Consider the following 19,581-nt stretch of genomic DNA (forward strand, 5'->3'; position numbering starts at 1 on the left):
CCAACGTTCGTTCGAGAAGGTGGGGCGCGCCTTACGCTGAAGGCGTTTCTATCAGTTCAGAGCTTCCAACCGCTCGCCGTGGCCCGCGAAGGTCGCGTGAGTAACCGATACTGTCGTCCCCTTGGGGCCGCTCAAAGTGACGACCTGAGAGTCGAGTTGCCTTGCAAGGGCCTTCACGATACCCGTCCCCAGCCCAGTCTTCGGTTGGGCAAAAACGCCATCTGGTTTGCCAATTCCGTTGTCGGCGACCGAGAGCCTCCAATCGGTCCCGAATACATCGTATGCAACGGTAATCTGTCCGTCTTTTATGGTTTCGTTGAAGGCGTGTTTTAGCGCATTTATTACAAGTTCAGTGACAATCAATCCGAGACTCTCGGCGTTGGCGCAGGTCGAAACACCGCCTTTACCAATCACCTTCAAAGAAACCGCCTCGCCGTCACCTATCATCGAATGGGTCAGCGCTCCGCAGAGCGTGGTCAAATAGGGCAGCATTTCCATCGACCCAATGCCCGCCGAAGCATGAAGATGTCGTTGCACGGCTGCAACCGATACAACCCTTTTGTGGGCGTCATGCAGATGACGTCGCGTCTCCTCAGACTCCACAGACTTTGCCTTCAACATAATAATGCTGGCGATAATCTGCAGACTGTTGGCGACGCGGTGCTCGATTTCATCGAGAAGTACGTCCTTCTGTCGCAGCAGTTCATCCTTTTCGTGTTCCAGACCCCGTTGAATGGTGATGTCCTCGATGCTGAGCAAGATATTCTTGTGCCCCTTCTCATAGACAACAATGTTTGCACTCAGCAACAATACGCACTTTCTAGCGCGAGGAAGGTCATGCTCAATTTCGCAATCATCCATTGTACCGTGGTCAGGTATTACTCTCTCCAATAGCAACCGAAGCTTTGGAATATCCCATTCACCGTTTCCCAACTCGTAGAAGCGTTTGCCTCGGATATCGTCCGGATTGGTGGCGAACTTCACATAGAATGATCGGCTCGCGGCGATGGCCCGGAGGTCCTTGTCGAGAACGATTAGAGGTTCGCGAATAGTATCGACTATTGCTTGGGCGAGCGAACAGGCGTCTTCCACCTCGCTGAATTTCTGTCTGAACACAGTCGATCCTTTGCGCTATGGGGGCGTAGCGCTAAATATCTTGAGGGGATTTGAGAGATTGTTAGGTCAATCGCCTCAATGCACTTTAGGTCCACCGCTGCGGGAGTTTATTTAGCCGCATCCGTCCCAACGTCCGAATTGGGGTGAAAACCGATCCTGACGACCCTGAAATGGGACTCCCGAAGTGCCCCCCGGAAGCGGACATCACCAGGGTTGCCAAGTGCTGTCTTGTCGGAAGGGCGCTGCCTATGTCCCCTTGGCTGGAAAATTCATCCAGCCCCGGCTAGGAATCGCAGGTACACATTCACCGCGCCGCAGAGTATTCGCGGTCGTGATGCAGCTTGTACGCCGGGTCGAGTCGGAATTTCTTGGTGACGCGCTAATAAATCACAGGGACAAAAGCGCGGGACCTTATCACCCCCGCCAATACGTAACACGATGGCAATGCGGGCACGCTGCTGCCGTTCGGTTACTCGGCTGCACGCGAGTCGACCCTGGCCGGTCTTACCAATCGCAAAGAAACCCTACTTCGGCCTCACTCGGCGCAAAGCCTGTGGGTTGGAGGATTCGCCATGGCTTCCAAATTCGCAATTGGTGACAAGGTCGATCAAGCGTTCAGCAACCACGCGGAAGGAACGGTCGTTGCGATATTCACTGACCGCGCCGGTGTGCATCGCTATGCGGTTGAAATGTTCGGCCACCGCACAATACAAGTCGCAAACGAGAGCAGTCTAATCGCACACTGCAATTCTGCGGCTTGATCTCAAGCCGTCAGGGCATCGATCTGACGCCTCGCCGCAGCGAAAGCGTCCTTGATGGCTACATTGGCATGTTCGTGCCGCGCATCGTCCGATTCTGAATTGCTGACGACAATGTTTTCGTGCGGCGGAACCGTCAACCAAATGTTGACCTGAAATCCGGTGCCATGCCGATGCTTGTGGCTGGGCGCGATCACCTTCACGCGGCAACCGGTAATACGATGATTATGGGTTTCCAGCTTTTCGATTTCACTTAGTATTTGGGCGCGGGCGGCATCGGACGAGTCTGATCCTTCGAAGGTGATCTCGGGGGCGATTTGCATTTTTGGTCCTTTCAGCACTTATGCCAATCCGTTCGCCCCTGAATGGTTGCGTCCCTGATGACGATAGGTGAGGCTACAGTTTCTACGCCCTCATCCTGGAAGGCCAGAGCACAAGACGAGTCTTGGAAGGAGCTAGTATCATGAAAAAAGACGGAACAAAAATTATTGCAAAAATACTCGCCGCTCACGGCTACAGAAACAATACACCTATTGAGGACATACACGCAGGTAGGTGGCCTAGGAACACTAGGGCGGAGTATGCCGATGATTCCGAAGTTATAGTGACTACTCTCGATGGCGGAGATAAAATACCGTGGGCTGCTTGTTCACGAATCCATGACTCTGAAATGAAGGAGATAAATAAGTCGGTGGTCAATAATATATATTCTCTGCTGTCTCTTCTTGAGGAATTCAATAGTCTACCTTCGTTGATGGCTCTGCCCCACAATAGGGATGAGGCGAAGCATGCGCCTTGGTATAAAAGGGCCAGGAAAGAATTACTGGGCTAGCTTTCTGTCTCAATTATACCCAAGGAACCGACGAACCAGTTTTCCCATGGCCGGAATCACTTACTTCGCGCAAGCCCCGCCTGGACGCCAGTCCTCACTCCGCCTTCTCCACCGTTGCCGCAGCACCACCCGCCTGCGTCCGCCCCTTCGCCGTCGCCGCGCGGCGGCTGCGCTGGGCGAGGTACTGGTCGGCGAGCACGCCGATCAGGATCACCGTGCCCATCACCGCGAAGTTGAGCGAGCTCGGAATGCCCAAGAGGTTGACGAGGTTTTGCAGCACCTGCAGCAGCACGGTGCCGAGGACTACGCCGATGATCGAGCCCTCGCCGCCGCGCAGCGAGCAGCCGCCGAGCACGGCGGCGGCGATGGCGTAGAGCTCGTAGAAGGAACCATGCACCGCCGGCGAGATCGAGCGGGTGTACATGGCGATCATAACAGCCGAGAACGCCGTCAGCCCGCCGCAGATGGTGTAGGCTGAGATCACGACCCGGTCGGCGCGGATGCCGGAATAGCGCGCGGCCTCCTCGTTCTTGCCGACCGCATAGAGGTAGCGCCCGAACACCGAGCGGTGCAGCACCACCCAGGCGACCGCTGTGACGATCGTCAGCGCCACCACGCTGTGCGGCAACGGAAAGCCCATCACGTCGGTGCGGCCCGCGGTCAGCCATTCCAGCGTCGGAAAGCTCGCGCCGAAGCCGAAGCCGGCGGTGGCGTCCTCGGTGTAGTAGCGCGCGGCGCCGCGGTAGATCAATAGTCCGCACAGCGTGACCACGAAGGGCTGGATGCGCATCTTGGTGACGAGCGTGCCGTGCACCACGCCGATCGAAAGTCCGCCGGCGATGACGATGGCAAAAGCCGCGACCCAGTTGACGCCGCGATTGACGATCAGGTCGATGAACACGACGCCGAGCAGCGCGATCACCGAGCCGACCGACAGCTCGATGCCGCCGACGATGATGACGAAGGCTTCCGCAATGGAGAAGATGCCGAACAGGCCGATCTGATTGGCAGTGTTGGAGAGATTGCCAACCAGCAGGAAGCGCGGATTGATCGAGGTGACGACGGCACCGACCACCAGGATCAGGACGAGCAGGCTCAGGTCTTTCTTGTTCAAGGTGCCCTCGCCTAATGCCGGATGACTTTGAGTTGAATCGGCAACACTCGAATTCGGGTCACCTCTCCCCGCTTGCGGGGAGAGGTCGGATTGCATGCAATGCCATCCGGGTGAGGGGGACTCTCGGCGAGTCGAACTTGTTGAGAGAGCCCCTCACCCCAACCCTCTCCCCGCGAAGAGCGGGGAGAGGGAGAAGAGATCGATCGCCGCTGCCGCCTCAACTTAACCTCATCCCGCCTGGATGCTGCCGCCAACCGCCAGCTGAAGCACATTGTGCTCGCTGAAGCGGCTGCGATCAAGAAACCCCGAGATCGCGCCCTCGTGCATGACAGCGATGCGGTCGCTGACCCCGATGACCTCCTCCATGTCGCTCGAGATCATCAGGATCGCGACGCCGGCATCCGCGAGATGCCGCAGCATGTCGTAGATCTCCGCCTTGGCTCCGACGTCGACGCCGCGCGTCGGCTCGTCGAAGATCAGGACTTTTGGCCGCATCGAAAGCCATTTGGCGAGCACGACCTTCTGCTGATTGCCGCCGGACAACAAATCCACGAGTGTGGCCACATCAGGCGCGCGGATATTGAGGCGCACGCGCTGGCGCTCGGCGTTCTCGGTCTCGCGCGCGGTGTTCACCAGCCCGAAGCGCGCATAGGACGCAAGATCCGGCAGCGAGATGTTTTCGGTGATGGAGACGTCGAGCAGCAGGCCCGAACTCTTGCGGTCCTCCGGAACCAGATAGATGCCGTGCTCGATCGCCGCGCGCGGCGTGGCGATGCGGATTGGCCGGCCGTAGAGCCTGATCGCGCCGCCGCGCAGCCGATCGACCCCGAAGATGGCGCGGGCCAACTCGGTGCGCCCGGAGCCGACCAGCCCGGCGAGGCCGAGGATCTCGCCGCGGCGGACCGACAGGCTTACCGTCCGGTCCGGGTAGGTGTCGGTCGCGGCCTCGACGATGTCGAGCACGCTGTCGCCGGGCGGCGTCGCGGGCGGCACGTAGAGCGATTTGAGGTCGCGCCCGATCATCAGCCGGATCATCGCGGCGGGCGACAATTCGGCGCGGTCGAGCGCGCCGGCGATGCGCCCGTCGCGCAGCACCACGGCACGATCGGCGCATTGCATGACCTCGTTCAGCCGGTGCGTGATGAATATGATGCCGACACCACTGGCCTTCAGTCCGGCGATGACCCGCATCAGCCGCTCGGTCTCGGTCAGGCTCAGGCTGGAGGTCGGCTCGTCCATGATGACGAGGCGCGCATCGAGCGACAGCGCTTTCATGATCTCGACCAGTTGGCGCTGGGCGAGCGACAGAGCGGCAAGCGGCGCATCGGGCTCGAAATCGGCGCCGAGACGCTCGAGCAGCGGCTGAACCTGGGCATGGAGCCGTTTCCGGTCGATCAGTTTCAGCGGCCAGCCGCGCAAAGGTTCACGGCCGATATAGACGTTGCCCGCGACATCGAGATTGTCGAAAAGATTGAGCTCCTGGTGGACGAAGGCGATACCCGCCTCGATCGCGTCCGCGACGCTCAGAGACCGCCGCTCGATGCCGTCAAGGCGGATGACGCCGCCGCTCGGCTCGATGACGCCGCCGAGCACGCGCATCAGCGTCGACTTGCCGGCGCCGTTCTCGCCGACCAGGGCAATCACCTCGCCTGATGACACGGACAGACCGACGTGATCGAGTGCGACCACGCCGGGATAGATCTTGCTGATGTCTTTTAGTTCGAGGAACGGTTCCGGCATCGGCGGCTGCACCGCCAGCAGCGCTGGCACTCCCGAACTACTTGTGCAGCATCTGCTTCATCTGCGCCATGAAGTCGTCGACGTTCGACTTGTCGATCACCTTGCCGGGAACGATGATGATGCCGCCGGCGGGAATGCCGGACTTGTCGCCCTCGATATATTTCGCCATCAGCTTCATGCCCTGATAGCCCCACTCGAACGGCTGCTGCACCACGGTGCCGACGATGCTGCCCTCCTTGACGCCGCCGAGCGTGATCGGATCCTCGTCGAAGCCGATGATCTTGATCTTGCCGAGCTTGCCCGCCTCCTTCAGCACCTCATAGATGCGCGGCGTGTTGTAGGAATAGAAGCCGACCAGGCAGCTCACGTCGGGCATGGCGGCAAGCGCGTCTTCCACGTTGCGCTTGGCGCGGGTCTGGTCGATCTCGTCGCCGCGAACGTCGACCAGCTCGACTTTCGAGCCCTTGATCGTCGCCTTGACGCCTTCGATGCGCTCGCGCGCGTTGTCGGCGCCCGGAAGCCCGACGAAACCAAGGCACTTGCCGCCGTTCGGCAACGCCTTGAGCATCAGCTTGCCGGCTTCCTTGCCGAGATCGGTGTTAGACGAACCGATATAGGCGATGCGCTTCGATTGCGGAGCATCGCTGTCGGTGGTGAACAGCACCGTTTGCGAGGCGACCTTGTTGAGGCTCTCGGTCTGGTTCTTCGGATCCACGGCGCTGACCATGATTCCGGCGGCGCCCGCCGCCACGAGGTCATCCATGATCCGCTGCTGCACGGCGGCCGCGGCCTGTTCGGGATATTTGAACTGAAGGTCGTAGTTGGGCAATTCGCCCTGCGCCTTCTTCACGCCGGCCTCGGCGATCTTCCAGAAGTCGGACGCGCCGTTGACGACGAAGGCCAGAGTTTTCTTGTCAGCCGCATTCGCCGGGCCGAGACCAAGCGTCATCGCCAACGCGAGAGATACACCTGCAACCAAGAGACGCCGCATCACATCCTCCCTTATCCGGCTGGCCATCGGTGCGGCCAACTCTTTCATGTTGTTGAGCGAAATCTTGTTGAGCGAACGCCTCATTTCTGCTGTGCACGAGTCGCCATCCGCACTTGCGCAAGCGGCCACATCGTCAGCCCGGGCCTGCAAAGAAAAAATGAGGCGCTCGTAGCTTAAAATACCAGAGGCCCGCCCTGCGTGCAACGCAGGGATTCGCGCATCAATTGGCGCCGCTAGGATCCATAGCCCCGCTTGAGCAGCATGTTGGCGGCACGTTCGAACTCATCGGGCTGCGGCATCGCGAAGTCGAGCGCGTCGGCGTAGCGGGTGACGATGTTGAAGATTGCCGCAACCGCGATGGCATCCGTCAGGGCTTGCCGGCTTACGCCGCTGCGAAGCACCGCCCTGGCATCCTCGACTGTCAATTGCATCGGCCGCAACGTCATGGTCTGCAGGAACGCCAGCGTTTCCTTCAGGCCTTCCGAAATCGGCGCGGCACGAAAGTCCGCCAGCGCCGCATCGACCGCCGGCCGCGGCAGTATTTTTGCGGCCACCGCGCCGTGGGCGCTCACGCAAAAGTCGCAGGCGTTCCATTTCGCCACCATCGCCGCCATCAATTCGCGTTCGCCGACGCTCCAATCGCTCGGCCCCCGCATCGCGGCCTGCGTCCAGGCTCCCATCGGCGTGCCGAAAAAGTTCGTGTGATAGAAAGCGACACGCGCGGCATCCGGCAGCCGCATTCCGGAAACCAGCGAGATGAAGCCGATCAGCAGGCGATTTGCGAGCGTGTCGCCGCGATCAATCTCAGTCAGCCGCATCGCCGGCGTCCTCCAGCATCTTGATCGCTTGCCGCCAACGCAGCAGGCCGGCTCCCAATGCCGCCGCGGCGATGATTTCGAAGGCCGCCTTCTCGCTTCCCGCGTCCGACACCATTGCGGCCACCTGGGCATCCGTCACACGATGGGCGGACTCTCCAATCTGGCGCGCCAGATCACTGTAACGGTCCTGTACAGCCGCCACGCCCGCCGCCGCGTTCGCGGCCTGCTGGCGCGCGGCCGCAGAGGTCTCACCCGGTCCCTCGAGGACGCGACGTCGGAGTGCTTCGATGAGGGCGTGATGGTCGATCTGGTTCGACGTCTTCATGAACATTCCGGAATTCGGGATGGTCGTTGGTTGCCTCTTCCGGGTTGCGCCGGCGGATGATGACCCAGTGTTACGCTTGCATCAAGAACAACAGTCGCCCGCCTGGATCGGCGGACATGGCACGGAACCGCAGGAGCAAAACACACAGCAATCGCCCTGCCGCGGCTTCAACCTGACGCCGCACCCTTTGCAGTCGTAGAAGAACCGGCAGGCGTCGGTCGGCATGGTCTCCGCCGATTGGTGGCTGCAGTGCGGACAGGTGAGTACGGATTCAATTTGCATTGGCGGTTCTTTTGTACGCGAGGGCGGATCCTGGCCTGGTTCCGATTGCGCCGACATCGGATGATTTCCTCGAATTCAGATTGCAACCGCTATCACACCGGCAACTTCCGCTTCTGGTGTGCCCGGCCCTTGATGGCGGCGGCCTCGCTATGCCCCGCGATCACGCGCACGCCCTCGTCGATCCGCTCGATCACGTTGTCCGCGTTGCAGCCCTGCAGGAAGGCGACGCCGTTGTTGCGGCAGGCTGAAAGGATGCGGTCGCGCGCCGCCTGCATTTCCGGTGGGTAAGGTTCGCGGGGAATGGTGCGGTAGCCGAGCGAAAGGCTCAAGTCGCCCGGGCCGATCTCGGCAAACCCGAGCCCCGGCACCGCGAGGATCGCTTCGCAATTGGCGACGCCTTCGGGGCTTTCCAGCTTCACCCCGAGCAACAACTCGCCCTTCGGATTGAGCGGCCAGGGATCGCAGCGCTCCATGTATTGCTCGCTCGAGAGGCCCCAGATCGGCGCCGCGGTGGTTTCCGATCCGCGCCCCCGCGTGCCGATGCCGAGCCATTTGCGCTCCGCGCGGTCGGTCCCGTCGTCCTTTGCTCGTGTCGCGCCTGCCATCCGCGCCATCGGCGAGGGGATTTCGGGATCGACGCCGCCGGTGTTGTGTGGATAGCGGCAGGATTCCACGAATGCCCGCACCGCATCCGCGGTCTCCGCCTGGCACAGCAGGATGCCATGCACCCCGCGGCCGAGGATCTGGCGGAACTGCCACGCGTTGTAACGCACATAAGCGGCGTCGATCCCGTTCACCGGCGCCTCGACGATCACCGTCGGCGTGCGGTGGCCGGACCGTGTCGGCCCGGCATCGACCATGCCGCGCATGTACTCGGCAAGGCCGGCCATGTCGAAAGCGCCGTGCTCCATGCCGACATTCATGTAGTCGGCCCAGGTAGCGGCATCGATGCGGCCCTGCGCATGGGTCAGCACGTGGCCGCTATGCGGTCCGTCATAATAGATCGCCTGATCCTGCTCCAGCAGTTCGACGCAACGACTGATCCGCCCACCCATGCGTGGTCCACTCCCGCAGTCTCTGGCGATGCCGGAGCAAGGCTAGCATGGTGCCGCGTCACCGCGCGAGGTATCCGGTCGTCAGGAGATACAAGACTCCGCCTTGCCTCCGGGCCGAGCCATGATAGCCTCTCACCGGATAGCCAAAACGGGACTGGCTCAGGGGGGAACATGTCTCGGGTTTTGATCGGATTGGCCCTGGTGCTGGCGGCGATGCCGGCCTTCGCACAGACACACGACGAAAGCGTCGCCCAGTGCATGCAAAACGATGCCGATACCAGAATCAAGGGCTGCAGCGCGCTGATCAATTCGGGCCAGGAAACCCAGGCGAATCTGGCGATCCTCTACAGCAATCGCGCGATCGGAGAAAACAAGAAGGGCCTCCACGACGAGGCCATCGCCGATGCCACGCGGGCGATTGCGATCACCCCCGACTACGCCAACGCCTATGCGGTCAGGGGCAGCGGTTATCGTCTCAAGGGCTTGAACGACCAGGCCATTGCCGAATACACCAGGGCGCTCGAACTGAAATCCACGCCCGCGGTTCGCGCCATCATCGTCTGCGATCGCGGCAAGGCCTACGAGAACAAGGGCATGCACGACGCGGCGATCGCCGATTTCAGCCAGGGCATCGCGGTCAAGCCGGATTTTGCCAGCGGCTACAACTCGCGGGCATGGTCGCTGCACATGAAAGGCGAGGATGCCAAGGGCCTCGCCGACATCGAAAAGGCCATTGCGCTCGCCCCCAACGACGCCGCCTACATCGAGACGCGCGCCGAGATACTGGAGAAACTCGGTCAACGCGACAAGGCGATCGCGGATTACCGCGCGGCGCTGAAGCTCGATCCGGCCGACAATGATTCACGCTCCGCTTTGACGCGCCTCGGCGCGAAGCCGTAGACGGCGCTGAACCATAGAAGCGCCTCTCAACGAAAATATCCAAAACAACCCCATGCAAAGTAGCATGGTCCAGCCTTTGAGCGATCCCGCAGAAACATTTTGACACGTCGGGCAAATCACCGGCATGATTCCACCATCCCGCAATTTTTAAGACACCCATGGCCCTGGCCGACAACGGGTTCTTCGGTGCGATTGCAGGCAAAAAATCCTTCCGACAATTGAACCTGCAGCGGCTCGCGACAGCGAAGGATCGCCTGCACGTTGCGAAAACCGCGTGCGTTTCCGATGCGCGTTTCCTGAGAGTCTGACTCCAAATGCAGCCAATGGAATCGACGGTTGTGCAAACCTCGTCATGCCCGGGCTTGTCCCGGGCATCCACGTCTTTGCAACCCAGCAGCAAGAAAGACGTGGATGGCCGGGACGAGCCCGGCCATGACGAAGAAAAGCGATTCTTTCTTAAGGAGATATCGACGTGAACACAGTTTCAGACCCCAACGAGGCAACGGCCATCGCCGCAGCCGGTCAAACCAGGGCTGCCGAAGCCGTACGGGTAAAACTCTCGCCAGACGGATTCGCCATCGACCATCCGGATCAGGAGCTTGGCGAACAGCTGATGGCGGAGGCATTGGGGGTCGCCGATCGCGATGCGATGCATGGCATCCTGCGGCAATTGGTGAAGGCCAGCGTGAACGGGCAGAAGCCTGACGCGGTCAACCTCGCCTTCATGATTTCAATGGTGAAAAGCATCAAGCCCCGGGATGCCGTCGAGGCCATGCTGGTGGCGCAGATGGTGTCCGTTCACGTGATGGCGATGCGATGCGCCTATCACCTCGCCAACGCGGACGACATCGCCCGGCAAGACAGTGCGGCGCGCGCTCTCGGCAGGCTGGCCCGCACCTTTCCGGCCCAGATGGAGGCGCTCAACCGCTATCGCAACAATGGCGAGCCCGCCATCACCGTGCAGAACGTGAGGGTTGGGGATGGCGGCAACGCCATCGTCGGCAACGTCACGCAGCATCGAAGCGTGATCGTCTCGGACAGTAGCGGGGCGACCGCGGTGACGGATGCCTGAATGCACGCGATGCCCGATCGCGGCGCACGGGAGCACGATTCCGTGGACGCGAGGGGCGAAGCGCAGGGGTGAGCGATCACGCCCGTAATACCGGTCCAATGCTGGCGAGCTCGCGCTGCGGCGCCAAAACCGCACCAGTGGACGTGCCGCGCGCTGGCGGTGCGCGGCAAAAGGCGCTGCCGCATGCACGGCGGCGCGCCGGGATCCGGCGCTCGATGCGGAAACCAGAACGCGCGCCGGCACGGCCTGTTCACGGGGGAAGCGATCGGCGAGCGAAAGCAGATACGGGACTTGCTGGTGGAGGCGCAGAAGTTGCTGCAAGGGATGAAATGATTGATTTGGCTGCAGAGGCACACCAAAGCAGCTCACCGCATTGATCACGATCGCCGAATAACCCGAGGACATGTGATCTGCACGGTGACGGCGAACCGTTACGCACCCGAAGGTGCACCCGTCTCGCCGCCACCGCAGACCCTCATTGAGGGATGATGATTAGCCCAGCTTCTTGCAGTCATCGCAACGCGGTCTGCTAGCGGTGCCGGACTCACGATGCCAGGACTTTATCATTTTCCCGGCGGGGCATTCACTGTGGTCGTGATAAACGTTGCGATGTGACGGAGGGTATTCTGGTGAGTTGGTATGGTAGGGAGCAATCTTAGCCATGATCATGGCTCCTGATGGATATGAAGGAACCGGACTTGACCGAGGCCGCAAAGTCGATTCAACTCGACTTCGCTGTTACAGGCTCGTCCCGCATCCGGCTCCGGATCGCGGACGAAAATTCAGAAGCCGTCGGGTGTTCCAGACCCGGCGGCTTCGTCGTTTCCGCTGTCAGGTTGCGATTCGGGAATAGATAGGCTGCAGAGTCAAGCCCCGCCTATATCCTGTAGACTCTCCTCAAATAAGTCATTCATAGCTACCATATATTGTCAGTGGATATGTGTCCCTGACGGTTGAAGTGGATCTTGGTTGCATGTGATTCGGCGCTCCCGCTGTCTGTCAGGTCACACCGAGACAACCGCGGTGGGATGTCGAGGTGGCCGCGCGGTTGAAAACCTTGCACTCGCCCAATGGTTGCGCTTCAATCGGTCCAATATGCGGGGGAGTAATGAGTACCGACAACCATGAGGCCGTGAGGCTTATTGACCGTGCACGGCGGGTCTGATGCCCGTTCCTGCATTCGACGCTCGGGGATTATTACCGCCCTTCCTGGGGGCCAACTCGGCCATAGCTCCGTCGCGCTCGCCGTACCCATCTCTAATGACCGAATTGGTGTCCATGCTGGGCGGCACGCCTGAGCGTTGCAACCTTCTCTTTAGCCTACTCAAGTATCGGAGTTTGTTGCACTCGTTTGGGTACGTGGATGGGGTACAATTCATCGATGGTAGCTTCGTCGAAAACGTCGAGACCCGAGAAGGACGCGACCCCAGAGATATCGACATTTTCAGCTTTCTCATTCGCCCGGTCCAATATCACGGGAATGATCCTTTGTGGCAATCGACTGGGTTCGCCCAGTGGACGGGCGAGATCGTCAACCAGAGCTTAAATAAGCAACGATATCAATTGGACACCTACGCGATAGCAGTCGACCAGGCGGGACCGCTGCAATTGATGAACGAAACCATATATTGGTATAGCCTGTTCTCGCACAAACGTGTGACCCAGGAGTGGAAGGGGTTCGTGGCCGTCCCGTTGAATGCCTCCGATGATCAAACTGCTTTGTCGGCCATAATCTCAGGATCATAAATGCCAACGCTGCTCTCATCGCAGGCGATTCAAGACGACCTCGCGTTCGTCGATGAACAACTGCGCCAGCATAGCGACCCCTACGATACCATTCGTTATATGTGGCAACAGCGGCATGACGAGTTGCAGCGCCAACTAATGGAACTCGCGGGGTCTTTCGTCACCCGTGCCGAAGTCGCCTTACTGTTCGAAGGCTCTCCCGTTCGAGGTTCGGAAGATATCAAGCTCGCTTTCGCGACTAAGATGCTCGACCAATATCAGGCCTTTGTAGGTACTATAGCTGCCGAGCGCGGCGGCGCGGTGGTGGCGGCAAAGGGGCAGCTCCCGCGATCGTTTACCTCGCGGCTGTTTATTCGAGACATGCTTCGCGGCTCTGTGGGCTTTATGCTGCAAGAACCGGAGCCGGAACAAAGCTCCCTTGTTCCTACGCTGCTGAGGGAAGCCGTAGACGATGCCACGCAAGCCCTGACCGATCTTGCAAGCGGAGATACCGAGCAATTCCATGCTCGCGTCGAAAGCCTCAGCCCCAGGGCAATGAATGCTGTCAAGAAAATCGTTAAAACCCTCAACGAGTCTGACGCGGAAATCAAGATAGTAGGATCCGAGGCCGAAGTTCGTTTGGACCGAGAACACATAGCAACGCTCAATGCGAGGCTGAATGAGCTTGAAGTTTTGGAAAGCCGAGAGACGGTAACGGGTATCTTATTGGGACTATTCCCCGACCGGCAGCAATACGAGTTTCGGGTTGGGGAAGATGGCCCGGTAATCTATGGCCCGGTCTCCGAGGATTTGGATGAGCGCTATCTGACTAGTCCTGACTTCGCAGCTTCGATTTTGCTGAAACCAGTAACCGCCCAATTCCTTGTCATCACAAAGGTTCGGGCCGGCCAAATTCAGACACAGCAGAAAGTCCTAGAGCGGATCGACTTGGCGACATCTCCCCTCAGCAACACCACAGAAACCCTGTGAACAAACAGGCACCAACGCGCACGTTTGGCAGCGAAAGACGCCGAGTTTAAATTTGGCGTTGAAGGACAAACGGATTGCCAGGGCGGAGGCCGCATTGATGGAAGCGAGAGTCGCGCTGGCGGAATTGAAACTAACCTCATTGTCCCGTCGCCGGGTTTCAAAAAAGAAGCTGAACTAGGTGAAGGTCATTTTGATGTCGCCGGATGAAATAGAACATATCACTCCGGCAGCGCATCTTACGTCCGTTTTCTTTGGCTTCATTTCCGGACTGCCTCACGAGGACTTTTTGCGATATGTTAATCGTCACAAAGCCCACCCGGCATGTATTCTTTAGCGAGATCAAGAAGCGATCGGGCCTCCCCGCCGAGATTGTCGATGAGGTGACGCAAGAACTGCTGTCGGTCGCAGAAGACGGCAAGGACCGATCCAAAAGCGAAACGATAATCCGATACCTTTTGCCGCACATGTCAAAGCAGATGCGCACAAGAACTTTTCGGACCCTCATGAGGGTCGGCACAAAAACAATGCGAAATAAGCTTCTCCGACGCCTAACGCCTGAGGATGCTCCCGGCGTGGAGGACGAAATCATCAAGATAGCCCTGAGTGAGAGCAACGAGCACGCTCTCGTTGGCATTGTATACCGCTGGCCATTGGCGACATGGCGAGAGCACGCGGAGAAATTGTTTACCGCGGCAGCGGATCTTCCGTGGCTTCAACGCCAAATTGTTTTCAGATCAGAGAAGCTGGATGCCTTCTTGGATGGGGGATTAATAGAAGATCCCGTCACCGAACTCTATGTGAGAGCGCGCTACGGCCGAATGGCATCCACCAAACTAGTGGATGCCGCAATTCACCGTGCAAGAACCGAAGAACGGGGCACCTACGATTTTTCGGACCGTCTCGGCTTGATTGCTTGGTGCCTTGGCCGCTTCTCATTATTCGATAAGCTGAAGAGCCTGGAACAATAACCGGACCTAGGATTATTTGGGGGAGGAATACCGCTATGGCCACGCTCTGTTTTTTTGAGGAAACGATCCGCGATCAGGGCGGCAAAGAAACCATGTCACTCGAAATTGGTCGCTCTTCCTATTATGACGAGGACAGCCTGTATCTTAAGGTCGACGATAAAACGATCATCGTCAATCGGGCAACAGCAACCAAAATTTGGGAAGCCGTTGACGGCGTAGCGACCTATTTGTCCCTTCGCATCTAGGAGATTCCGATGGCAGAGCCAGCGTCGGCACTGAGCGCTGAGGCTAGTGCTTTCATGGATAAACTTTTCGACGCTAGAGGAGGGACGTTACTGGCGTTCGCTCAGGTCGAATGGTTTCTTGCCAAAATAATCTTAGAAGCGAAGGAGTTTGAGCAATATCAAGGAATCGACCTTTCATTTTCGCAAGACGCAGAAAAGCGAGCCTCCAAAGTGGAGGCGCTGCTGGATGTAAAGGGACCCTTTACTCCTTATGCCGACAAGCTTCGCAGCAGCCTCGATGAGGTTATGAATTTCGTTGAATTGCGCGGTTTTGCAGCTCACGGGCTACTTGTGCGCCCCGAGCCCGACAATTTTTCCTTGTCAAGCCCCATCCATTTTCGAATGTTTCGAATGTTCAAGGGCGGAGAGTTGATCGAGGGGAAGCTCAATCTTACTATGAAGCAATACACCGATCAACAAACAGCCCTTTCAACAGCAGCTCGAAAATTTGTCGCTGTCGTAAGGAAGATGTGGGTCGAACTTGAGTTGAAGCAGTTGGAACCCGAATAAGGGGGCCGTTTCCGGCCGAACCGGCATATGGTCACAACAATAATAACGTCAGCGAGGCAATCGATGGCGAGGCACTTGATGGCGGCGGCGATCCTGCTGATGGCCGCCGCAATCAACGGCGCACAGGCCGAGGATTACCCCGCCCACACGGTCACCATCATCGTGCCCTTCGCGGCCGGCGGGCCGGCCGACATCACGGCCCGCATCGTCGCCGACATTTTCAACCGCCATCTCGGCCAGAAATTCGTGGTGGAGAATATCGGCGGCGCCGGCGGCACCATCGGCGCGCTGCGCGCCGCGCGCGCGGCGCCCGACGGCTACACGCTGCTGTCAGGACATCTGGGCACCAATGCGCTGGCGTCGGCGTTCTATCCCGATCTCGGTTACGATCCGCAGAAGGATTTCGCAGCCGTTGGCCTTTCCGCCGAATATCCGGAATTGCTGGTGGTCCGAAAGGACTTTCCCGCCAACAACCTCAACGAATTCGTCGCCTATGCCAGGGCCAATGCGGCCAAGCTCAATGTCGGGCACGCCGGACTGGGTTCGGTCTCCTACATCGGCTGCCTGCTGCTCAACTCGGCGATCGGCATCAAGCCGACGCTGGTGCCGTTTACCGGCACGGCGCCTGTGCTGAATGCGATGCTCGGCGGCCAGATCGACTATGAATGCGATCCCGTGCTCGGCACCCTGAGCCAGGTGCAGGCCGGAGGCGTCAAGGCGTTGGCGGTCGCCGCCAAAAAACGCAGCCCGATGCTGCCGGATGTGCCGACCTCCTACGAACAGGGTTTTCCTGAATTCGACTGCGCGCCGTTCTACGGGGTGTTCGCGCCAAGCGGCACGCCGCAGCCGGTGATCGACAGGCTCGCCGAAGCCCTCGACAAGGGCCTCGGCGAGGAACAGGTGCAAAAACGATTGTCCGATCTCGGCGCCGAACTCATCGAGCCGGGCCGCCGCGGACCAAAGCCGCTCGCCGACCTCATCACAAGCGAATCCGCCCGCCTGCTGCCGATCCTGAAAGCCGCGGCGGAGAAATGAGCGCAGGGCTGTAGCGGTCTCGCGCCGAAAACGGCCTCGCCGAAACGGCGCAATCCTACGCGGCGCCCCGCGTCGCGGCGGCGGTGGCCTTCTCGCCGGGATGCAATAGCCGATAGATCTTGAAGGCGCTCTCGAGCAGTTCGGTGAGCGGCTTTCCCTTGACCTTCTGCACGACGCTGTCGACGATCGACGTGAAGGTCTGCTCACCGGAGGCAATCATCGCCTGCGCGATTTCCTGCGCATCGGATTCCACCACCTTCAGGTCCTGCTTCAGGGTTGTCTTGATGCTATCGAGTAACGACATTTGCGATCTCTCCCGATTTCCTGCTGAGATGTGTCGGCGCTGCTGGCGCTGGCGAGGCCGAAGCCACGGTCGCCGGGCTTGGGAACCCGGCGACGAGCCGCCGGCAGCACCAAAACCTAAAGCGCGAGGATGGCCATGATGGCGGCGGCGGCGGTATCGACAAGGCCCTCGCCGACCACGATGCCGGCGGCTTCGAGCGCCGACTCGATGGCCGCCTCGATCGAGCTGAGCGAGGCATCCTTGCCGAGGTCCTCGATATTCGTCAGCGCGGTGGTCAAGGCCTTTCCGGTGAGGCCAAGCTCCTTTTCGAGGATCGACTTGATCTCGTTTTCGACGTCCTGAGCGATGCTTTTTACGACCGACATGATGATTCTCCTGAGGCAATGGTTTGAAGAAAAAGTCCAAGCCAGGATCGACTACGCAACTTGAACGCGTGCGTAAACTTTTTAAATCGTATAGGTGATATTGACGCGCTCAATGACAGCGCGGCTGCGGCGACGGCCGGGGAGGACAAGGATGGCAAGCGTCAATCTGAAAGGCGTCGACCTCAACCTGCTGGTCGTGTTCGAGGCGATCTATTCGACTGGCAATATCAGCGCCGCCGCCACCCAGCTCGCGATGAGCCAGCCCGCGGTCTCCAACGCGCTGGCACGGCTGCGCGACCTGTTCGGCGATCCCTTGTTCGCACGCGCCAGGCGCGGCGTCGAAGCCACCAGCAAGGCCAAGCAGATGATCGGACCGGTGCGCGAGGCCCTGGTGCTGATCAGGCGCCAGCTCGAGGGCGGCGAACGCGTCGATCCCGCCACGCTGCGCCGGCGCTTCCGGATCCTGATGATCGACACCCTCGAGCCGCTGCTATCGCCGCCGCTGATCCGGACCATCATCGAACAGGCCCCGGGCGTCTCGATCGAATCGATCAGCGGTTACCGGGTCGACTTCGTCAACGCGATACTGACGGGAACGCTCGACCTTGCGTTCTACGTCTTCCCGGTCAACGCCGCCGACATCGTGACCGTCCCGGTCTGCGCGGTGGATGCCGTGTTCATCGCCCGCCGCGGCCATCCCGGAATCGGCAATCGGCTCGATATCGAAACCTTCAAGTCGCTCCGCCATATCGTGCTGGTGCCGGAAATGCGGGCCCACACCCATATCGACAAGGATCTGGCGGCGCATGAGCTGCCGCGCAACATCGCCTACATGGTCAACCGGCTCTGGTCGGTCCCGCCGCTGGTCGAACGTAGCGATCTGCTCGGCATCGTGCCGCGACATTTCGCCGAGGAGGTGGCGAGGAATTTCGACATCGTCATCCACGAACCGCCGATGAAGATATCGGAGCAGTATCTCTACATGATCTGGCACGCCAAGAACGAACACGACCCCGAGCACCGATGGCTGCGCGAGCAGATGCTGCAGACGGCGCGGGCCGTGTTCCCGCAGCACGGCTTGCCGGCCGCCGCCGGTTCCAAAACTCCGGCGAAGCGCGCCGCACTTCAGCCGGCCGCGCCGCGACGCTGACGGACAGCCGGCGCTAGCGGTCTGGCTGCACGTTCGAGTCCCGACTGGCGGTCGCCCCCGGGGCGCGGTAGGCTGGGGCAAACGATGTCACGGCTGCGAGGCCGAATGGAGGAACCTATGCGAGAGCTGACCCCGGAAACGATCACAGATGCCGTGCTCGACCAGATGGCGACGACCCCGGATGCGCGGATGCGGGAGGTGATGGCGGCCGCGGTGAAACACCTGCATGCCTTTGCCCGGGAAGTGAACCTGACGCCCGGCGAGTGGATCAAGGGCATCGAATTCATGACCACGGTCGGCAAGATGTGCACGCCGGAGCGGCAGGAATTCATCCTGCTGTCGGACACGCTCGGGCTGTCGGCGCTGGTCAACGGCCTGCACGACTCTACCGCCATCGAAGAAGGCACCCATACCAGCCTGCTCGGCCCGTTCTACCGTGAGACCACGCCAAAATTGCCCGCCGGCAGCCAGATCGCCAGGACCGTGAAGCCCGGCAGCGAGTGCGCGCTCTACGGCCGCGTCACCGACGTCAACGGAAAACCGCTCGCCAACGCCACGGTTTCGATCTGGCAGACCGGCGCCGACGGTCTGTACGACATTCAGGAAAGCGCCACCGTCGTCGACTACCGCGGCGTGTTCACTACGGACGCCGAGGGCGTCTACGCGCTGCGTACCGTCAAGCCGGTCGGATACTCGATCCCGATGGACGGCCCGGTGGGCGGCATGGTCAAGGCGCAGGGACGGCACGGCATGCGGCCGGCCCATATCCATTTCCTGGTGGGCGCGCCCGGCTATCGCGAACTGGTGACGGCGCTCTATCTGCGCGACGATCCGCATCTCGCCGACGACGTCGTGTTCGGCTCCGCGGACGATCTCGCCGTCGATATCGACGCCCACGACCCGAACAGCCCCATCAAGGGGCTGCCCAGCATCCGTTTCGACCTGCGGCTGGCGCGGGAAGGCGCCGCCGACCGCGCCAGCGGACGGGTCGGCTCCGATCCGGCCGCGATCCTGAAGGCGCCGGCAAGGTCAGGAAATGGGCAATCCCAGCAGGCGGCACCGGCCGCAGGTTGACGCCGGCCGGCCGGCATCGCGCGACGCCGCGGCTCTCCCGGGCAAGGTCAAGCCGCAAACTCGCCCGAGAGTCTTATTGTGGTCGCAGTCGCTTTGGTTCTAACGTCATCGCAAGCGCGGCAGGGGAATTCGAAAAACGGCAGGATCGGGACACTTCGGCGCGACACCGCCTC

25 protein-coding genes are annotated in these 19,581 nt (G+C 60.3%); 14 read left to right on the forward strand and 11 right to left on the reverse strand.

Annotation, left to right across the window (positions count from 1 at the left end; genetic code table 11):
• Positions 1–51: 51 nt before the first annotated feature.
• A complete protein-coding gene (locus tag VK804_RS23180; RefSeq protein WP_325374562.1) occupies positions 52–1,116 on the reverse strand; it encodes a sensor histidine kinase in 1,065 nt (354 codons plus the stop codon).
• 572 nt (positions 1,117–1,688) lie between these two features.
• Here VK804_RS23180 and VK804_RS23185 point away from each other — a divergent pair.
• Positions 1,689–1,877 carry a hypothetical protein gene (locus VK804_RS23185; RefSeq protein ID WP_325374564.1) on the forward strand — a complete coding sequence of 63 codons (189 nt, stop codon included), beginning with the start codon at positions 1,689–1,691 and terminating at the stop codon, positions 1,875–1,877.
• A 2-nt stretch (positions 1,878–1,879) separates the two neighbouring features.
• Here VK804_RS23185 and VK804_RS23190 read toward each other — a convergent pair whose 3' ends face one another.
• Positions 1,880–2,197, reverse strand: coding sequence for an HPF/RaiA family ribosome-associated protein (locus tag VK804_RS23190; RefSeq protein WP_325374565.1), 318 nt, complete (start codon positions 2,195–2,197; stop codon positions 1,880–1,882).
• 140 nt (positions 2,198–2,337) lie between these two features.
• Between VK804_RS23190 and VK804_RS23195 the strand changes: the two genes are divergently transcribed.
• On the forward strand, positions 2,338–2,706 hold the full coding sequence (locus tag VK804_RS23195; RefSeq protein ID WP_325374567.1) for a hypothetical protein: 369 nt from the start codon (positions 2,338–2,340) through the stop codon (positions 2,704–2,706).
• 94 nt (positions 2,707–2,800) lie between these two features.
• On the opposite strand, the gene VK804_RS23200 is transcribed toward VK804_RS23195, so the two are convergent.
• From VK804_RS23200 to VK804_RS23230, 7 genes are all read right to left on the reverse strand, one after another.
• The gene (locus VK804_RS23200; RefSeq protein WP_325374569.1) at positions 2,801–3,820 is read right to left on the reverse strand and encodes an ABC transporter permease; all 1,020 of its coding nucleotides are present in this window, start codon (positions 3,818–3,820) and stop codon (positions 2,801–2,803) included.
• A gap of 228 nt (positions 3,821–4,048) precedes the next feature.
• Positions 4,049–5,560 (reverse strand): sugar ABC transporter ATP-binding protein, encoded by a 1,512-nt coding sequence (locus VK804_RS23205; protein WP_325374660.1) that lies wholly within the window; start codon positions 5,558–5,560, stop codon positions 4,049–4,051.
• A 37-nt stretch (positions 5,561–5,597) separates the two neighbouring features.
• The gene (locus VK804_RS23210) at positions 5,598–6,551 is read right to left on the reverse strand and encodes a sugar-binding protein (RefSeq protein ID WP_414642834.1); all 954 of its coding nucleotides are present in this window, start codon (positions 6,549–6,551) and stop codon (positions 5,598–5,600) included.
• A gap of 233 nt (positions 6,552–6,784) precedes the next feature.
• Positions 6,785–7,369 (reverse strand): hypothetical protein, encoded by a 585-nt coding sequence (locus tag VK804_RS23215; protein WP_325374571.1) that lies wholly within the window; start codon positions 7,367–7,369, stop codon positions 6,785–6,787.
• Positions 7,356–7,700 (reverse strand): hypothetical protein, encoded by a 345-nt coding sequence (locus VK804_RS23220; RefSeq protein WP_325374572.1) that lies wholly within the window; start codon positions 7,698–7,700, stop codon positions 7,356–7,358. The genes VK804_RS23215 and VK804_RS23220 overlap by 14 nt, the downstream gene beginning before the upstream one ends.
• A 75-nt stretch (positions 7,701–7,775) precedes the next feature.
• A complete protein-coding gene (locus VK804_RS23225; protein ID WP_325374574.1) occupies positions 7,776–7,976 on the reverse strand; it encodes a GDCCVxC domain-containing (seleno)protein in 201 nt (66 codons plus the stop codon).
• Between the two features lie 92 nt (positions 7,977–8,068).
• A complete protein-coding gene (locus VK804_RS23230; protein ID WP_325374576.1) occupies positions 8,069–9,031 on the reverse strand; it encodes an aldolase/citrate lyase family protein in 963 nt (320 codons plus the stop codon).
• A 171-nt stretch (positions 9,032–9,202) separates the two neighbouring features.
• Between VK804_RS23230 and VK804_RS23235 the strand changes: the two genes are divergently transcribed.
• From VK804_RS23235 to VK804_RS23280, 10 genes are all read left to right on the forward strand, one after another.
• Positions 9,203–9,931 (forward strand): tetratricopeptide repeat protein, encoded by a 729-nt coding sequence (locus VK804_RS23235; protein WP_325374577.1) that lies wholly within the window; start codon positions 9,203–9,205, stop codon positions 9,929–9,931.
• A gap of 158 nt (positions 9,932–10,089) precedes the next feature.
• On the forward strand, positions 10,090–10,239 hold the full coding sequence (locus VK804_RS23240; protein WP_325374578.1) for a hypothetical protein: 150 nt from the start codon (positions 10,090–10,092) through the stop codon (positions 10,237–10,239).
• A 164-nt stretch (positions 10,240–10,403) separates the two neighbouring features.
• Positions 10,404–11,003: a hypothetical protein gene (locus VK804_RS23245; protein WP_325374580.1), complete on the forward strand. Its 600-nt coding sequence runs from the start codon at positions 10,404–10,406 to the stop codon at positions 11,001–11,003.
• Positions 11,004–11,186: 183 nt separating this feature from the next.
• A complete protein-coding gene (locus VK804_RS23250; protein WP_325374581.1) occupies positions 11,187–11,336 on the forward strand; it encodes a hypothetical protein in 150 nt (49 codons plus the stop codon).
• A gap of 831 nt (positions 11,337–12,167) precedes the next feature.
• On the forward strand, positions 12,168–12,749 hold the full coding sequence (locus tag VK804_RS23255) for a DUF6932 family protein (protein WP_325374582.1): 582 nt from the start codon (positions 12,168–12,170) through the stop codon (positions 12,747–12,749).
• Complete coding sequence (locus tag VK804_RS23260) at positions 12,750–13,718, forward strand: hypothetical protein (RefSeq protein ID WP_325374584.1); 969 nt, start codon at positions 12,750–12,752, stop codon at positions 13,716–13,718. It abuts the gene before it with no gap.
• A 293-nt stretch (positions 13,719–14,011) separates the two neighbouring features.
• On the forward strand, positions 14,012–14,686 hold the full coding sequence (locus tag VK804_RS23265; protein ID WP_325374585.1) for a hypothetical protein: 675 nt from the start codon (positions 14,012–14,014) through the stop codon (positions 14,684–14,686).
• 35 nt (positions 14,687–14,721) lie between these two features.
• Complete coding sequence (locus VK804_RS23270; protein WP_325374587.1) at positions 14,722–14,931, forward strand: hypothetical protein; 210 nt, start codon at positions 14,722–14,724, stop codon at positions 14,929–14,931.
• A 9-nt stretch (positions 14,932–14,940) separates the two neighbouring features.
• Complete coding sequence (locus VK804_RS23275) at positions 14,941–15,480, forward strand: hypothetical protein (RefSeq protein ID WP_325374588.1); 540 nt, start codon at positions 14,941–14,943, stop codon at positions 15,478–15,480.
• Between the two features lie 63 nt (positions 15,481–15,543).
• Positions 15,544–16,515 (forward strand): tripartite tricarboxylate transporter substrate-binding protein, encoded by a 972-nt coding sequence (locus VK804_RS23280; RefSeq protein ID WP_325374589.1) that lies wholly within the window; start codon positions 15,544–15,546, stop codon positions 16,513–16,515.
• 55 nt (positions 16,516–16,570) lie between these two features.
• Here the strand turns inward: VK804_RS23280 and VK804_RS23285 are convergent, their stop codons facing one another.
• Positions 16,571–16,819, reverse strand: a complete 249-nt coding sequence (locus VK804_RS23285; RefSeq protein WP_325374590.1) for a hypothetical protein — start codon at positions 16,817–16,819, stop codon at positions 16,571–16,573.
• 116 nt (positions 16,820–16,935) lie between these two features.
• Positions 16,936–17,184 (reverse strand): hypothetical protein, encoded by a 249-nt coding sequence (locus VK804_RS23290; RefSeq protein WP_325374592.1) that lies wholly within the window; start codon positions 17,182–17,184, stop codon positions 16,936–16,938.
• A gap of 151 nt (positions 17,185–17,335) precedes the next feature.
• Between VK804_RS23290 and VK804_RS23295 the strand changes: the two genes are divergently transcribed.
• Positions 17,336–18,334: a LysR family transcriptional regulator gene (locus VK804_RS23295; RefSeq protein WP_325374593.1), complete on the forward strand. Its 999-nt coding sequence runs from the start codon at positions 17,336–17,338 to the stop codon at positions 18,332–18,334.
• A gap of 117 nt (positions 18,335–18,451) precedes the next feature.
• Positions 18,452–19,408 carry a dioxygenase gene (locus VK804_RS23300; protein ID WP_325374594.1) on the forward strand — a complete coding sequence of 319 codons (957 nt, stop codon included), beginning with the start codon at positions 18,452–18,454 and terminating at the stop codon, positions 19,406–19,408.
• The last annotated feature ends 173 nt before the right edge of the window (positions 19,409–19,581 follow it).

The sequence above is a fragment of the Bradyrhizobium sp. genome (assembly GCF_035484855.1).
Classification (GTDB): Bacteria; Pseudomonadota; Alphaproteobacteria; order Rhizobiales; family Xanthobacteraceae; genus Bradyrhizobium.

Excerpts from the sequence above, each read along its gene's own strand:
- VK804_RS23220 (WP_325374572.1), bottom strand. The coding sequence starts at position 7,700 with ATGTTCATGAAGACGTCGAACCAGATCGACCATCACGCCCTCATCGAA.
- VK804_RS23235 (WP_325374577.1), top strand. The coding sequence starts at position 9,203 with ATGTCTCGGGTTTTGATCGGATTGGCCCTGGTGCTGGCGGCGATGCCG.
- VK804_RS23185 (WP_325374564.1), top strand. The coding sequence starts at position 1,689 with ATGGCTTCCAAATTCGCAATTGGTGACAAGGTCGATCAAGCGTTCAGC.
- VK804_RS23270 (WP_325374587.1), top strand. The coding sequence starts at position 14,722 with ATGGCCACGCTCTGTTTTTTTGAGGAAACGATCCGCGATCAGGGCGGC.
- VK804_RS23205 (WP_325374660.1), bottom strand. The coding sequence starts at position 5,560 with ATGCCGGAACCGTTCCTCGAACTAAAAGACATCAGCAAGATCTATCCC.
- VK804_RS23290 (WP_325374592.1), bottom strand. The coding sequence starts at position 17,184 with ATGTCGGTCGTAAAAAGCATCGCTCAGGACGTCGAAAACGAGATCAAG.
- VK804_RS23190 (WP_325374565.1), bottom strand. The coding sequence starts at position 2,197 with ATGCAAATCGCCCCCGAGATCACCTTCGAAGGATCAGACTCGTCCGAT.
- VK804_RS23230 (WP_325374576.1), bottom strand. The coding sequence starts at position 9,031 with ATGGGTGGGCGGATCAGTCGTTGCGTCGAACTGCTGGAGCAGGATCAG.
- VK804_RS23260 (WP_325374584.1), top strand. The coding sequence starts at position 12,750 with ATGCCAACGCTGCTCTCATCGCAGGCGATTCAAGACGACCTCGCGTTC.
- VK804_RS23255 (WP_325374582.1), top strand. The coding sequence starts at position 12,168 with ATGCCCGTTCCTGCATTCGACGCTCGGGGATTATTACCGCCCTTCCTG.
- VK804_RS23250 (WP_325374581.1), top strand. The coding sequence starts at position 11,187 with ATGCACGGCGGCGCGCCGGGATCCGGCGCTCGATGCGGAAACCAGAAC.
- VK804_RS23300 (WP_325374594.1), top strand. The coding sequence starts at position 18,452 with ATGCGAGAGCTGACCCCGGAAACGATCACAGATGCCGTGCTCGACCAG.
- VK804_RS23210 (WP_414642834.1), bottom strand. The coding sequence starts at position 6,551 with ATGCGGCGTCTCTTGGTTGCAGGTGTATCTCTCGCGTTGGCGATGACG.
- VK804_RS23275 (WP_325374588.1), top strand. The coding sequence starts at position 14,941 with ATGGCAGAGCCAGCGTCGGCACTGAGCGCTGAGGCTAGTGCTTTCATG.
- VK804_RS23195 (WP_325374567.1), top strand. The coding sequence starts at position 2,338 with ATGAAAAAAGACGGAACAAAAATTATTGCAAAAATACTCGCCGCTCAC.
- VK804_RS23225 (WP_325374574.1), bottom strand. The coding sequence starts at position 7,976 with ATGCAAATTGAATCCGTACTCACCTGTCCGCACTGCAGCCACCAATCG.
- VK804_RS23265 (WP_325374585.1), top strand. The coding sequence starts at position 14,012 with ATGTTAATCGTCACAAAGCCCACCCGGCATGTATTCTTTAGCGAGATC.
- VK804_RS23285 (WP_325374590.1), bottom strand. The coding sequence starts at position 16,819 with ATGTCGTTACTCGATAGCATCAAGACAACCCTGAAGCAGGACCTGAAG.
- VK804_RS23295 (WP_325374593.1), top strand. The coding sequence starts at position 17,336 with ATGGCAAGCGTCAATCTGAAAGGCGTCGACCTCAACCTGCTGGTCGTG.
- VK804_RS23215 (WP_325374571.1), bottom strand. The coding sequence starts at position 7,369 with ATGCGGCTGACTGAGATTGATCGCGGCGACACGCTCGCAAATCGCCTG.
- VK804_RS23280 (WP_325374589.1), top strand. The coding sequence starts at position 15,544 with ATGGCGAGGCACTTGATGGCGGCGGCGATCCTGCTGATGGCCGCCGCA.
- VK804_RS23240 (WP_325374578.1), top strand. The coding sequence starts at position 10,090 with ATGGCCCTGGCCGACAACGGGTTCTTCGGTGCGATTGCAGGCAAAAAA.